Here is a 14,703-nt window from a genome sequence, read left to right as displayed (position 1 = left end):
CCATACCTCCTTTGGCAGGTCGGACGTTCCAACAGTAGTTTATCACGAAGGGTGAAGAAAGATGAAAAGAGCCGAAAGAATTAAACATATTTTAAATAACTTCGACAAGGAATCCTACAGAAAGGATCTGATTCATTGGTTTAAAGAAGAGCAGCGGATTCTCCCATGGAGGGAAAATCAAGATCCTTACCGTGTGTGGGTATCAGAAATTATGCTCCAACAAACACGTGTTGATACGGTCATTCCCTATTTTAATCATTTCATGGATAAGTTTCCTACACCTGACGCTTTAGCTCAGGCAGATGAACAGGAGGTCTTGAAAGCGTGGGAGGGCTTAGGATACTATTCCCGTGCGCGAAATTTGCAAAACGCTGTGAGAGAGGTTGTATCTGAGTACGAGGGAGTCGTTCCCGCTGATGCTGAAGAATTAGGCAACCTTAAAGGCGTAGGCCCCTATACGCGAGGCGCTATTTTAAGTATAGCCTATGATATACCGGAACCGGCAGTGGATGGGAATGTGATGAGGGTCCTATCCAGAATTCTTCATGTTGAAGATGACATTAGCAAACAAAGTACGAGGAAGCTTTTTGAAGGGCTTGTAAAAGAATTGATATCTGATGAGGATCCCTCTTCTTTTAATCAAGGATTGATGGAACTTGGGGCCCTTGTCTGTACACCCAAAACCCCTTCCTGCATGCTATGTCCAGTCCAAGAGCACTGTAGAGCCTTTGATGAAGGAGTGGAAACAGAGCTGCCGGTTAAAGCTTCTAAAAAGAAACAGAAGAAATCTCCATATTTACTGCTTCTCGTGCAAAACGAAAAGGGAGATGTACTTATTGAGCAAAGACCGGACACAGGTCTGCTCGCTTCCTTATGGCAGTACCCGATGGTTCCTCTTGAAGACGTAGGTCATGAAGCGGTTGCACATTGGTTTTATGGTGAATATGGTTTGAAGGTGGAAGTTGGGGAATCTGTGGATCGCATCAAACATGTATTTTCTCATTTGATATGGGAAATGGAAGTCATCAAGGTTACTGTAAAAGAAGGAACGCTTGACCATGAGCGTGCAATATTCATTGCACCTGAAGACATGGAAGACTATCCATTTCCTGTGTCCCATCAGAAAGCTCACCCTCATATTAATCGATGACAGGATGAGTGCCGCTGGTCCAAGTAGCTTCTTGCTGCTCTAAGCCTCCGCGGCGCTTAATTTCTTCATTGATTTCACGTAAAAGGGTGATTCCTTCCGAGTTCAAATACGGAGAAGACTGTGAAAGTGCATAGTGAAAGTAACCAAGCTCTTTTTCCTGCCACTGTTGTTTCGGTTCCATAGATAAAGCGGATAAATCTCGTCCTACATACATACCATTTCATCCTCCTTCTTAGATACTTTATGTACATCTGACCTCCTCATACATGTAAAAAGTCACCTAATAAAACGTAACAAACTTGTAACGTAAATGTAACGTAACCATCCAATCCTTTATGTGACAAGGATAAGACAAAAAATGACCTCGTTTGGCGAAGTTTTAGACTATTTACAATTCGGTGTCATTTGTGAATAATTAGTAATAGAACATAACGATTATCCATTTTGACTTATACCATACATATGAGAGGGTTTTATAGATGAATAAAACGAAAGTGGTAACCGCTGTCTGTGGGTCTTTGATTGGAGCGTCATTGTGGGGGAGTTCCGTTTTTGCTGATGAATTACATAAAGTCAAATCCGGGGAAACGTTATGGAGGATCAGCACGAAATACGATGCATCCGTTTCCGAAATCAAATCATGGAACAAACTTGATTCAAACCTTATCCGTGTAGGGCAGACCTTGGTCGTCGAAAAGGGGACTGATGCTGCACCGCAAACACAGCCAGAAAAGACAGAAACCGTTTCAGCCACTACTTATAAAGTGCAGAGTGGAGATTCTCTATGGGCCATTGCTAATCGTTATGGTTTGTCGGTGTCAGAACTGAAAGAGTTGAATGGATTGACAAGTAACGTGATTTATTCGGGGCAGAATTTAACCGTTACAGGAGAAGTGAGTCCAAAACCATCCGCTCCTGTTAAAAAAGGAACGTCCGAGGAACAGAAGGCTGAGCCAAAACAAGAAACAAATGATACATATACGGTAAAGAGTGGAGATTCCTTATGGGTGATTGCTACTAAATACGGAATTTCTGTCGCTCATCTTAAGAACTTGAATAACCTATCCAGTAATGTTATTCATTCAGGGCAAAAGTTAAAAGTGGCCGGTGAAGTTACTCCTTCACCGACGCAAACTTCTACGAACAATAACACCGCGTCAAGCTCTGGTCTTATAGCGGAAGCGAAAAAGCATATAGGCACACCATATCAGTGGGGAGGTACAAGTCCGGCAGGATTCGATTGCAGTGGTTTCCTTCAATACGTATTTGCTCAGGAAGGCTTAAGCATCCCACGTACCGTTGCATCTATATATGCAGATAGCAGGATGGATTCTGTAAGTGGTTCAAATCGTCAGGTTGGAGATCTTGTGTTTTTTGAAACTTATAAGCCAGGTGCTTCCCATGCCGGGATTTATGTAGGTAATAACAGTTTCATCCACACTGGATCTACAAATGGGGTTGAGATTAGTTCATTGTCCAGTAACTACTGGAGTCAACGTTATATCGGTACGAAAAGATTATCCCATTAATCCAAAACCGCTCTTTTTAAGGAGCGGTTTATTTTTTGAGAAGATTTTTGAATGAAATACCCATCTCCTGTGCACAATAATTTTTGCGGAGGTGATAAACATGGCTAAGCAACCGAAACAAAACAAAACAGCAGCTGGTACAGACGTTAACCACGTGAAACAACAAAACCAACAAGCTGCACAAGGGAAATCCCAATACGGTGCTGAATTCGCTCAACAAACTGACGCTCAGCACGTACAGCAGCAGAACCAAAAATCTCAGGCTAAGAAAAAATAACCTGAGTCGTTGGTAGGTTGGCCAGGCTGCCTTTTAGCCTGTATCAATCCCCCGATTGAAGAAGTCGCCCCTTTAGCGGGCGGCTTCTTTTATTTACATATCTTTATAATGTTATTCAACAATATGGCAGTATTGTGGAAGACTCAGTTTCGAGACTTTTGTTGAGTGGATGGGGCTGCGGGGAATGAGTCGCTTTCCGCGGGAGCGCGGTGAGCCTCCTCGAGCTTCGCTCTGCGGGGTCTCACCAAGCACTTTTTTCCTCTTCAATATCCGGTTCCGGCGCCTAGCGGCTAGTGAGACTTCCCTCGCTTCTGTACGATAAGTCAACATCGAATTACTCCGTTCTTCGTGTTTCCTTTATCTCCGCCAGCTCAGTCCAGTCCATACGCCGCTGATCGAGGCGCCTGCACACTTAAGGTAGGAGTCTCCCCATTCCCCTCCGCCCCTTTGCCATGGAAGATTCTCGAAACCACTTCTGGAAAAATAAGCTTGTATGATTGAGAGAAGTGGATAATATAACCCCCTCCACAGCTGGCATTCACAACGTAAAAGCTTGATACAGAGCGCTTTATGCATGCTTAGGAGAGAAGAGTGGGAGAAACTCCTTCTCGGTATAGGGGTTCGTTTCTCCCTTACATGGAATGGGGTTGTTGGGAAGCTGCGAGACTCCCGTGGGAGAAGGAGATAGGCGAGATCCCGCAAGGCGATAGCCTGAGGAAGCTCGGCGCTCCCCCACAGGAAAGCGAGTAGCTTCCCAACAACCCCTGACTCCGAATACGGCAAACGAACCCCGGTTATCTTGAAACTGAGTCTTCCAGAAAAGGGAGCTATTGTGGAAGAAAGGGGGTGTTTTGTTCGTGATACTCTTGGCACTGGTCCAATTGTTTTCAATCCACTTCATTTGTCGTTATAATAGATAGAAGGTGAAATGGAATAGAAAGGGAAGGGGGGATTGTATGCCCGGCCCAGAAGCAGGTAAACGGATAGAAATCCAGAGCTATAAGCACAATGGGCAGTTACACCGAGTTTGGGATAGTACCACAATATTGAAAGGGACAAGACATGTGATCATCGGTGCCAATGACCGTACGGAAGTAACAGAAAGCGATGGCAGAAGATGGATCACCAGAGAACCGGCCATCTGTTATTTTCACTCTAAATATTGGTTCAACATTATCGGTATGTTAAGAAATGATGGAGTATATTACTACTGCAATATTAGTTCTCCCTTCGTTTATGAAGATGAAACCATTAAATATATTGATTATGACCTGGATGTGAAAATTTTCCCTGATATGACCTATAAAATACTCGATGAAGATGAATATGAAATTCATAAAAAACGGATGAACTATCCTCATGTGTTGGATCGCATCCTCTATAACAACATTGATATTTTAATCAGATGGATTCGTCAGCGTAAAGGACCGTTTTCTCCAGAATTCATCGATCAGTGGTATGAAAGGTATTTAACGTATAGATAATGACCGATTGCGCACTTATAAAAAGTGCGCTTCGTTGTTGTTTGAATGGTTTAGAAAGAAGGTGTTGTTTTGGACAGTATAAAAAGGTATTTGCGATTTGTGCAGCCTTACAAAGGGAAAATCATCCTCACTGTACTTATAGGAATCGTTAAATTTTCTATCCCTTTGTTAATGCCGCTCATTATTAAATATGTCATTGATGATATCATCAATGCGGAAGACATGACTCAGGCAGAACGACTAGATCAATTGTTTCTCATTTTAGGTGGAGCCTTTCTCGTTTTCCTCATCTTGCGCCCGCCCATCGAATACATCAGACAATATTTGGCGCAATGGATTGGGAGTAACATCTTATATGATATTAGAGAGAAGCTTTTCGACCATATCCAACGTTTGAGTTTACGCTTTTATTCTAGAACGAAAACAGGGGAAATCATCTCCCGTGTCATTCATGATGTGGAGCAAACGAAAACGTTCGTCATTACAGGCCTTATGAACATTTGGCTCGATATGATTACGATTGTCATCGCGATCATTATCATGTTGACGATGGATCCGTGGCTGACATTGGTATCTATTGCTTTGTTCCCTTTTTACGGCTTTGCGGTCAAATATTTTTATGCGAGGTTACGAAAGCTTACCCGCGATCGTTCACAGGCTCTTGCAGAAGTTCAGGGACATTTGCATGAACGGGTACAGGGGGTTCCTGTGACGAGGAGTTTCGCTCTGGAGGATCATGAACAGGAACAGTTTGATGTGAAGAATAAGAACTTCCTGGATAAAGCGATCACCCATACAAACTGGAACGCCTACACCTATTCTGTGACCAATACGATTACAGATCTTGCTCCATTATTAGTCATTGCCTTTGCAGGGTATCAAGTCATAACAGGTTCCTTGACCGTCGGTACAATGGTTGCTTTTGTCGGATATATGGATCGGGTGTATAATCCACTTCGGCGCCTCGTGAATTCAGCGACCGTGCTTACACAATCCATTGCTTCCATGGATCGTGTTTTTGAATTTGTGGATGAAAAATATGACATTGTCGATAAACCGGGGGCAAAGAAAATTGAACATGTAAGAGGCGATGTCAAAGTAGAGGATGTCTCCTTTAGATATGATGAAGAAGATCCCCTCGTCCTTAAAAATGTTAACTTGGACATTAAACAAGGAGAGACCATCGCTTTTGTCGGCATGAGTGGGGGAGGAAAGTCGACATTGATTAGTTTGATCCCTCGATTCTATGATGTCACTGCAGGTCGAATCTCTATTGATGGAACAGATATTAGAGACTTTGAAGCCAGGTCTCTCAGGGATAACATCGGGATGGTGCTACAGGATAATATCCTCTTCAGTGAATCCATTGCGATGAACATACGAATGGGGAACCCGGAAGCCACCGATGAACAGATGGTCGAGGCTGCTAAAGCGGCTAATGCCCACGATTTCATCATGGAACTTCCGAATGGCTACGATACATTGGTCGGTGAAAGAGGTGTGAAATTATCTGGTGGTCAAAAACAGAGGGTGGCAATAGCACGGGTATTCTTGAAAAACCCACCGCTTCTCGTATTAGATGAAGCGACTTCTGCTCTTGATTTGGAAAGTGAGCACCTTATTCAAAATGCTCTTGAACGTTTAGCTTCTGAACGGACAACATTTATCGTGGCTCATAGACTTTCTACTATCACCCATGCGGATCGGATCGTCCACATTGAAAATGGTGAAATCGTAGAGGTCGGCTCTCACCAGGAGTTAATGAAGAAGAAGGGCCATTATTATGACCTGTACCAAGTGCAGGAACTGGATGATCATAAACAAGAATATATGGGAACGTAATCAAGAGCTCAAGGTTCAAAACCTTGAGCTCTTTTTATCGTTCTTGCATGAAGAGTTTTTCAATAATATGTGAGTCTTACAGAATAGGGAGCTGTGTTGGTAGAGGGATAAAAGAAGCCGAGTATGCTAGGCATACTCGGCTTTGAGGTTCTATTTTTCTGATGTTTGGATAAAGTCATCTTGATGGTGCGCCTGGTAACTTTTCAGTAACTTCTTGAGTCGCTCCAACTGATAGTGGTATTCCATCAATTGCGAGGCAAGGGGGAGGAATACCAGTTTATCAGGATTGTTGCTTTTTTCATAAACGCTCATCAGTCGTTCAACGAGCAAAGGGATGTCAGGTTCTTCAATTCGTCTCAACGATTGTTTATGAGTATTCTTAATACGTCCCTTAAGACTCAGAATTAATTTTTCATGCGCATTGACTAATTTATCGAGCTCTTGTACCACCGCATCTTGAAACTGTTCTGGAATTTGTTCAATTTTGTGTTCCAATCGGTAAAAAGCTTTCAGGACATCAAAAGATTTTTTTGTCGTTGTAATCAATTGACGGAAGAGCACCATTTTTCTTCCTTTAGAGAAGTGACTCCCTTTGAAATAAGTTCTTTCTTCTGAATAAAGAAGATAGGTATGGTCAATCCAACGCATATCGTCCTGGATTCTTGTGATTTCATATTTAAGGGCAGGTTCATCGGATAAGTTTCTTGTAGTCACTCTCAGCCATTGCAAAATATCGTTGGTTGCACGGTCAATTTTCGTAAATAGCCTTGTTTCATATCGCGGTGGGAGAAAGACAAGGTTGACGATAAATGCCGCGAGAATCCCGAGCAGCATGGAAGTGAACCTGGAACCTGCGAAGTATAAAAAGGTTTGGTCCGTCGAATCCATCAGGGCAATAACAGCTACAACGGCTAGGGCTATCGTGTTTTCGTTCATTTTTAATGTCGTTGTCACCCCGATGACAAGAATGATTGCAAAACCTACGATGAACGGGTCGTTGCCGAGAGTAAAGACGGCAATAATGGCAATCAACGCACCGATTGTGTTGCCTTGTACTTGCTCAATGATGGATTGATAAGATCGATAAATGGAAGGTTGAATGGAAAAGACGACAGCGATCGCAGCGAGTAGAGGGGAGACGAAACCGATCAAATGCCCGATATAAAGGGCAATCCCTACAGCTAATCCTGTCTTCATCATTCGTGCGCCTAATTTCATGGAAGACATCATCCTTTAACCGTAAAAATATCTTATTAAGAAAAATCGTTCAAAAGAGACTTTTATATTGAAAAGCCGGATGTTCCCATTATACATCATTTTATATGGAGGAGAACAAAAGAAAAAGCTTATGCGTCATACGCATAAGCCAAAGGGGAACCAGCCTAAGCTGGAACCTATGAAAAGGGAAAGAAATGAAACAAAGATCATAATTCGTGGGAATATTCAGAATTATGTATATATAATAGCATGAAGGTTTTATATAATCAACTAAATATTCAGAAAAAACAAGTGAAAAAATCTCCCCTATGGTATAGGGGAGAGGGAGATTAATCGTTGGCCATGGTCCTGAATGTTTTTTCGACGGCTTTTAATGTTTGGTCGATATCTTCATCCGTATGAGCGGTCGTCAGGAACCATGCTTCATATTTCGATGGAGCGAGATTGATTCCCTCAGCAAGCATGAGCTTGAAGAAGCGAGCGAATCGATCTCCGTCTGTATTTTCTGCCTGTTCGTAGTTTTCGACTTTCTCATCTGTGAAATATACAGTCAACGCGCCTTTCAAACGATTGATTTGAATTTGCACGCCGTGATTCTCTGCATGTTCTAGAATTCCTTTTTCCAAACGCGCACCGAGCCGGTCCATTTCTTCATACACCCCTTGTTCTTGAAGTACCTCAAGACAAGCGATACCTGCAGACATGGAAGCAGGATTACCTGCCATCGTCCCCGCTTGGTAGGCAGGTCCTAGTGGAGCGACTTGTTCCATGATGTCCGCGCGGCCCCCGTAAGCACCAATTGGAAGGCCGCCACCAATGATTTTACCCATTGCTGTCATGTCTGGTTCTATATCTAATAGTTGCTGAGCGCTTCCGTATGTAAAACGAAAAGCGGTAATAACCTCATCATAAATGACTAAAGCGCCGGCGTTGTGGGTAAGTTCGTTTATTTCTTGAAGGAAACCTGGTTTTGGTTCCACGATTCCGAAGTTTCCTACAATCGGTTCAACGAGCACACCTGCAATTTCATCGCCGAATTTTTCAAGGGCTTGCTTGAATGGTTCGATGTCATTAAAAGGAACGGTGATAACATCTTGTGCAATCGATGCAGGTACACCTGCAGAATCTGGCGTCCCTAGAGTCGATGGACCAGAACCTGCTGCTACGAGGACTAAATCAGAGTGTCCATGATAACATCCGGCGAATTTAATGATTTTGTTTCTGCCGGTATAGGCGCGGGCAACTCGAATGGTCGTCATCACTGCTTCTGTACCTGAATTGACGAACCTTACTTTGTCCAATGAAGGAATGGCTTCTTTGAGCATTTTAGCAAAGCGGTTTTCGAGGACGGTCGGTGTTCCGTACAGTACACCGTTCTGCGCAGCTTTGGTTATGGCTTCGGTGATATGCGGATGAGCATGTCCCGTGATAATTGGTCCATACGCTCCTAAGTAATCAATGTATTCATTTCCGTCGACATCAAAGAAATGGGATCCTTCTGCTCGGTCCATATAAACAGGAGTTCCGCCGCCTACGCCTTTATACGCTCGGGAAGGAGAGTTGACGCCCCCGACGATATGTTCTTTTGCTTCTTTATATAAGTGTTCCGATTGAGAAAAATTCATAAGTTACCTCCTAAACAATCTTTTTCAACGTTTATTGTAGCATGCTTGTCCATCCTGAATCACAAAGGTGCTTCCCAGATCCAGGGACCCGGAAAGCATCCTTTGAAAGGTTCCTTCACTCTAGAGCGTTGAAACAGTAGTCCGATCGATTACGAGGAAAGTAACACGGAGGACACTTAAGCCTCAGTGAAAACTGTTCTTAGTATAGGAATGCTGCACCAACGATGATTAGAAGGATGAAAAGAACAACGATTAGCGCAAAGCCTCCGCCATATCCGTAACTCATTCACAATTCCCCCTTTCCATTGTTTACTGTATCTTATGCAGACTTTGATCCGCGGGCTGTGCGTTCGCCCGGTTTTGCCTGAAAAATAGACCTTCAACCAGTTCGATCTATAAGAGGCATAGCATAAAAGACCCCTTGCATTCATATGAACAAGTAGGGCTTGTTTACTCGTTTTAAAAGGGGCTTATCTATGATTACGATCATTATTTCTACTCTTTCCCTCGCACTGATTGGAATGAGTCTCCGTCAGATTTTTCACTCCCTCGAATTTGAGCACAAAATATTTTCTGTTCAACTCTTTGTGTCCGTCATGATGTTATATACGATTGTCATGGTTGGATTTGGAATTATTTATGCTGCCCTGATCCTCCAAGGGGTAGAAGTTTACAAGGCAGACGTGCCGTTTATCCAAGGTTATTGGATTCACGATATGATAAGAAGTGTGTACTTCAGTGGGGTTACCTTATTTACTGTCGGTTATGGAGATTTGACGCCTGTAGGGATCGGAAAATGGATTGCAATCATCGAGGCAATGGTGGGGTATACTCTACCGGCTGCACTTGTTGCGAAAGTTTGGTTGAAGCATAAAGAGGAACGCTGAAGTTGGAAGTTTGTCTATTTTTAAGGTAACCTAAATGGTAGAAACCATTTAGGAGGGTCTTATCATGACAGTTGAAAAAGGAAAACAAGTACAAGACTTCACACTACCAGCAAACAGCGGCGAATCCGTATCCCTTTCTGATTATAAAGGGAAGAACGTAGTCCTTTATTTTTATCCAAAAGACATGACTCCTGGTTGCACGACGGAGGCTTGCGATTTTCGTGATCATCACGAGAGCTTCGAAGATCTGGATGCAGTCATCTTAGGTGTCAGTCCTGATCCAGTGGAATCCCATGAAAAATTCATCAACAAGCATGATCTGCCATTCCTTCTGCTTGCAGATGAAGATCATCAAGTAGCTGAACAGTTTGGTGTGTGGAAACTGAAGAAAAACTTCGGCAAAGAATATTATGGCATCGAACGTTCCACTTTTATCATTGATAAAGAAGGCAATCTTGCTGAAGAGTACCGAAAAGTTAAAGTTCAGGGTCACGTCGAATCAGCTCTGGAATATATTAGAGAAAACCTATCGTAAAATCCACCGAACCATAGTCTACAAGTGACTATGGTTTCTTTATCGTCTAATATAGAAGTAAAGGGGAAGGAGTTGATTTCATGAAGATCGTTTCTGCCATTAAAAGAGTCCCTGATGAAATCCAACTGAGGCTTCAAACCCGTTTTCCTGAGGCAGCTTTCATTTTCTGTCATGGAATGGGGGAAGCCAAGTATTATCTTGAGGAAGCGGACGTCTTCATTACATATGGAGAAGATTTGGATAGAGAAAAGATACAGTCAGCTAAGAAGCTGAAGTGGATTATGGTCTTATCTGCAGGAATGGATCTAATGCCTTTTGATGAAATTGCCAAAAGAGACATACTCGTAACGAATGTAAGAGGGATACATGCACAACCTATGGCAGAGTACGCGATTTCCATGTTGCTGCAAGTATCCCGTAAAGCGAAAACCCTCATCCAACAAGAACAGAAAGCAGAATGGAGTCGCCGCCCGGTAATGAATGAAATAAGCGGACGTACGATGGTTCTGCTCGGAACAGGCGCTATTCAGCAAGAAGTGGCCCGGTTAGCAAAAGCCTTTCAAATAAAAACGATCGGTGTATCCAAGTCAGGGAAAAAGAAACCGCACTTCGACCAGACGTTCCCTGTGCAACAGTTGGATCTGGTTCTACCTCTCGGGGACTTCGTGGTGGCTACGCTTCCGAGTACACCTGGGACAAGGTATTTACTTGAGGAGAAACACTTTAAAGAAATGCCTAAGCGTGCTATTTTTCTCAATATGGGAAGAGGAGATTTGGTTTCTTCGGAAGTGATATTAAATGCGGTGCGTCAAAAAGAAATTTCACACGCAGTGCTCGATGTCTTTGAGGAAGAGCCCTTACCTGAAGATCATCCGCTATGGCGGGAAGAAAATGTAACGGTAACACCGCACTTATCAGGGATCTCTCCTCACTATGTCCCAAGAGGGTTCGATCTTTTTGAAAAGAATCTGTCTGTTTTTATAAGTGGAGATGGAGAATTACGAAATATTATTGATCCAAAACGGGGGTATTAAGATGAGGATTTACACACGTTCAGGGGATAAAGGGGAAACTTCTCTCATATATGGTCAACGTGTAGCTAAAAATGATATCCGAGTAGAGGCTTATGGCACATGTGATGAAGCGAACTCGATGATCGGTCTTGCTCTCAGCCATTTGAATTATGAAAATTGGACGGATAAGGAAGCTTTTCTACAAACCTTCCAGAAAATCCAGACGGTCCTTTTTCATGTCGGGGCAGAACTGGCTACACCTAAAGGTAAAGATGTCATGTGGAAGCTGAAAAAAGAGCACATTGATGAGTTGGAAAAACAAATTGATGAATGGGATCAGGCACTTGAGCCTTTGAAAAATTTCATACTGCCTTCCGGGCATCAGGCATCCGCATCTCTTCACCTTGCCCGGACGGTGGTTCGCAGGGCAGAAAGGATATCGGTGGCACTAGAAGAAGAATTGGATAACCAGCTCGTCGTCTCTTATTTGAATCGTCTATCGGATTTCCTCTTCGTAGCTGCTCGATATGTGAATCGTCAACTTGGTGGAACAGAGACGCCTTTAGACCCGGATGTATGAGATACCAACTTTTTGAGCAGTGCTTTATATTGACAATTCCTTTAAGGAAAGGTTACACTAATTGTAAGGATTCTAATTTAATAATATTATAAATCAAGAATCAGTTTATGAAAGCGAGGTGCATGACCGTGTCAGACCATCGACTCCAAGATGCCATTGATACATTGAAAGGCTCTGGTGTACGAATTACTCCACAGCGTCATGCGGTGCTTGAATACCTGCTGAATTCTATGACTCACCCAACAGCTGATGAAATTTACAAAGCTTTAGAAAGTAAATTTCCGAATATGAGTGTAGCCACGGTTTATAACAATCTCCGTGTATTCAGGGAAATTGGACTCGTACGGGAGCTTACTTACGGTGATTCTTCAAGCCGCTTTGATTGTAATACAAGCGATCACTATCATGCGATTTGCGAATCATGCGGTAAAATTGTTGACTTCCACTATCCAAGTTTGAACGAAGTGGAATCATTAGCTGAACAGGTGACTGGATTTAATGTAAGTCATCATCGCATGGAAGTCTATGGAACATGTACAGAATGCCAATCGAATAACGCTCACTAAAACTGGAAGCGCTAGGCTTTCAGTTTTTTATTGATAAACCATAGCTAAATATAAAAAAACTCCGCTGCATGTGCAGCGGAGTTTTTTTGCTTGAAATCATTGGATCGTTCATTAATTACTGTCCTTGAGTTTCCTTCTGATATCGCTTTTTATTATATTTCTCATCAAAATCTTTTCCTTCTAAAGACTTGTCCATCGTCAAAGGCTGATCGCAGTGCATGCACGCATCCACACGACCGAGCATCTTCGTCGGTTTATCACAGGACGGACAAACGATTTGGACGGTTTTTGTTGAAAGCATGCCGATCCAGAAGTAAACGACTGTACTGAGGCCGACAAACCCCACGCCCAATATCATGAATGTAGCCATTGCCCACATCGTATCTTTGAATAACAACCCGATGTACATCACGCCGATGCCAAGGAAGATCAGCCAGAAAGCAAAGGAACGAATCTTGTTGATTTTGCTGCTGTATTTTAACGCCACTCAGGGTCCCTCCTTACTATCTACCACGTAGTATAGCATATTTTCTTTAGGCAAATATAATAGGAAAAGAGGATTTTGCCTAAACATAGCGAATAAACACAAAGAAAGGGAAATTGAATGTGGGGGAAAGAATATGGAAGATCTATTACGCCCGATTTATCAAGAAAAAGCCAGTCAAAGTAATACGCTGGGCATTCTTATTTTAGAGAAGAAGAAACCGATTAGTCCTGTAACGGATAATTTTGATGTCATTCTATTCATTATTGTCCGAGACGCGGAGGAACTATGGTATGTTAAACATTATGAATTTGAAAATAAATCAGCAGCAATGCATATAGTGGATGAAAAGCTCCTCCAGCATTGGATCGATACAAGTTCTTACCGTCGAGCTGTAGAATGGGTCATTAACGGCAACGTCATTTTTGAGAGAAATGAATATCTGACGAATCTAAAGGAACACTTGCGGGAGTTCCCTCAACAAACCCGCAATTTAAAGAAGGCGATTGAATTTGCAAAATTGATTCGTAGTTATAGCGAATCTAAAGACTTGTATGACTCCGAGCAGTATTTGGATTCTTACAGTCGCATGGTAAACTCTCTTCATTATCTAGCGCGGTTATCCATTATTGAAAAAGGGTTCCACCCAGAAGTGACGGTTTGGAACCAGGTGAAGCGGATTGAACCAGAAATCTATAAACTTTACCAGGAACTCATTGAAAGTGATGAACCTACAGAGAAAAGAATACAGTTAATGATCCTGGCAGTGGAACACTCGATTAGTAAAAGGTCAAGGGCAAGTGCTCAGCATTTGCTGCAGCTCATGAGTGAAAGAGAAGAGCCCTGGTCGTTTGGAGAACTGAAGGTTCATCCTGAAATTCAAGAATACATCTTGGACTTATCTTCAATGATTGAATATCTTGTAGACCATCATGTCATTGAAGTTGTGCCTCAGGATACGAAAGGGCCGCAAATATTCCATAGAAGATACAAGCCTGTTGACCAATATGTAGATCAGTGAAAAGATCCCCTCTTCTGAGTAGGAAAAAGAAGAGGGGATCTTTTTGTAAAAAGTTATTGACGGTAGAATTCACACCGTGCTATATTAATAAGCGTCGCATTAAGAGAGCGGCAACGAGCTAAATAAAATCATGAAAAAGTTGTTGACACAAAACGACATACATGATAAATTATTACTTGTCGCATTAAGAGAGCGGCAAGCCGCGAACGGCTCACAAAAAATAAATCACAAAAAAGTTGTTGACACAAACAACTGGACATGATATATTGATTGAGTCGCTGTTTTGAAGCGGCAAACAAAACATTGATCTTTGAAAACTGAACGAACCAACCAGTACGTCAAAACATTTCTTCTTTATAGAAGAGATTTGAAACAAGCACATTCGGTGTGCAAATGAGCAAGTCAAACTTAACTTTTATGGAGAGTTTGATCCTGGCTCAGGACGAACGCTGGCGGCGTGCCTAATACATGCAAGTCGAGCGCGGGAAGCGA

The 14,703-nt window shown here is 42.5% G+C and carries 16 protein-coding genes and 1 rRNA gene; 12 read left to right on the top strand and 5 right to left on the bottom strand.

Annotated elements, in window-relative coordinates; all coding sequences use genetic code 11:
- Positions 1–61: 61 nt before the first annotated feature.
- A complete protein-coding gene (gene mutY, locus DYE48_RS12940) occupies positions 62–1,150 on the top strand; it encodes an A/G-specific adenine glycosylase (protein ID WP_115824003.1) in 1,089 nt (362 codons plus the stop codon).
- Here mutY and DYE48_RS12935 read toward each other — a convergent pair.
- Entirely contained in the window at positions 1,140–1,364 is a 225-nt protein-coding gene (locus DYE48_RS12935; RefSeq protein ID WP_115824002.1) for a cytosolic protein, read from the bottom strand. The genes mutY and DYE48_RS12935 overlap by 11 nt on opposite strands.
- A 265-nt stretch (positions 1,365–1,629) precedes the next feature.
- Between DYE48_RS12935 and DYE48_RS12930 the strand changes: the two genes are divergently transcribed.
- From DYE48_RS12930 to DYE48_RS12915, 4 genes are all read left to right on the top strand, one after another.
- Positions 1,630–2,679 carry a C40 family peptidase gene (locus DYE48_RS12930; RefSeq protein WP_115824001.1) on the top strand — a complete coding sequence of 350 codons (1,050 nt, stop codon included), beginning with the start codon at positions 1,630–1,632 and terminating at the stop codon, positions 2,677–2,679.
- A 100-nt stretch (positions 2,680–2,779) separates the two neighbouring features.
- Complete coding sequence (locus tag DYE48_RS12925) at positions 2,780–2,956, top strand: gamma-type small acid-soluble spore protein (protein ID WP_089653790.1); 177 nt, start codon at positions 2,780–2,782, stop codon at positions 2,954–2,956.
- A gap of 956 nt (positions 2,957–3,912) precedes the next feature.
- Positions 3,913–4,440: a nucleoside tri-diphosphate phosphatase gene (gene ntdP / locus DYE48_RS12920; RefSeq protein WP_089653788.1), complete on the top strand. Its 528-nt coding sequence runs from the start codon at positions 3,913–3,915 to the stop codon at positions 4,438–4,440.
- Positions 4,441–4,509: 69 nt separating this feature from the next.
- Entirely contained in the window at positions 4,510–6,282 is a 1,773-nt protein-coding gene (locus DYE48_RS12915; RefSeq protein ID WP_115824000.1) for an ABC transporter ATP-binding protein, read from the top strand.
- Positions 6,283–6,432: 150 nt separating this feature from the next.
- Here DYE48_RS12915 and DYE48_RS12910 read toward each other — a convergent pair whose 3' ends face one another.
- The 3 genes from DYE48_RS12910 to DYE48_RS12895 form a co-directional block, all read right to left on the bottom strand.
- The gene (locus tag DYE48_RS12910; protein ID WP_115823999.1) at positions 6,433–7,500 is read right to left on the bottom strand and encodes an FUSC family protein; all 1,068 of its coding nucleotides are present in this window, start codon (positions 7,498–7,500) and stop codon (positions 6,433–6,435) included.
- A 329-nt stretch (positions 7,501–7,829) separates the two neighbouring features.
- Positions 7,830–9,125, bottom strand: coding sequence for a glutamate-1-semialdehyde 2,1-aminomutase (locus tag DYE48_RS12900; protein ID WP_115823998.1), 1,296 nt, complete (start codon positions 9,123–9,125; stop codon positions 7,830–7,832).
- 199 nt (positions 9,126–9,324) lie between these two features.
- On the bottom strand, positions 9,325–9,411 hold the full coding sequence (locus tag DYE48_RS12895) for a YjcZ family sporulation protein (RefSeq protein WP_089653779.1): 87 nt from the start codon (positions 9,409–9,411) through the stop codon (positions 9,325–9,327).
- A gap of 190 nt (positions 9,412–9,601) precedes the next feature.
- On the opposite strand from DYE48_RS12895, the gene DYE48_RS12890 reads away from it, so the two are divergent.
- The 5 genes from DYE48_RS12890 to perR all read left to right on the top strand — a co-directional run bounded on the left by DYE48_RS12890 (position 9,602) and on the right by perR (position 12,706).
- Positions 9,602–10,012 (top strand): potassium channel family protein, encoded by a 411-nt coding sequence (locus tag DYE48_RS12890; protein ID WP_089653777.1) that lies wholly within the window; start codon positions 9,602–9,604, stop codon positions 10,010–10,012.
- Between the two features lie 64 nt (positions 10,013–10,076).
- A complete protein-coding gene (gene bcp, locus DYE48_RS12885) occupies positions 10,077–10,547 on the top strand; it encodes a thioredoxin-dependent thiol peroxidase (protein ID WP_115823997.1) in 471 nt (156 codons plus the stop codon).
- 80 nt (positions 10,548–10,627) lie between these two features.
- Positions 10,628–11,581, top strand: coding sequence for a D-2-hydroxyacid dehydrogenase (locus DYE48_RS12880; protein ID WP_115823996.1), 954 nt, complete (start codon positions 10,628–10,630; stop codon positions 11,579–11,581).
- Position 11,582: 1 nt separating this feature from the next.
- The gene (locus tag DYE48_RS12875; protein WP_115823995.1) at positions 11,583–12,140 is read left to right on the top strand and encodes a cob(I)yrinic acid a,c-diamide adenosyltransferase; all 558 of its coding nucleotides are present in this window, start codon (positions 11,583–11,585) and stop codon (positions 12,138–12,140) included.
- 122 nt (positions 12,141–12,262) lie between these two features.
- The gene (gene perR, locus DYE48_RS12870; RefSeq protein WP_089653921.1) at positions 12,263–12,706 is read left to right on the top strand and encodes a peroxide-responsive transcriptional repressor PerR; all 444 of its coding nucleotides are present in this window, start codon (positions 12,263–12,265) and stop codon (positions 12,704–12,706) included.
- 115 nt (positions 12,707–12,821) lie between these two features.
- Here the strand turns inward: perR and DYE48_RS12865 are convergent, their stop codons facing one another.
- Complete coding sequence (locus DYE48_RS12865; protein WP_115823994.1) at positions 12,822–13,193, bottom strand: YgzB family protein; 372 nt, start codon at positions 13,191–13,193, stop codon at positions 12,822–12,824.
- Positions 13,194–13,326: 133 nt separating this feature from the next.
- Here DYE48_RS12865 and DYE48_RS12860 point away from each other — a divergent pair, with 133 nt between their 5' ends.
- On the top strand, positions 13,327–14,211 hold the full coding sequence (locus DYE48_RS12860) for a nucleotidyltransferase-like protein (protein WP_089653767.1): 885 nt from the start codon (positions 13,327–13,329) through the stop codon (positions 14,209–14,211).
- Between the two features lie 414 nt (positions 14,212–14,625).
- Positions 14,626–14,703: ribosomal RNA gene (locus DYE48_RS12855) — 16S ribosomal RNA — on the top strand; the annotation flags it as partial.

This window comes from Halobacillus trueperi (assembly GCF_003386945.1).
GTDB lineage: Bacteria > Bacillota > Bacilli > Bacillales > Halobacillaceae > Halobacillus > Halobacillus aidingensis.
The sequence above is the reverse complement of the archived record's forward strand: the minus strand, read 5'-3'. Positions and strand labels throughout refer to the sequence as shown.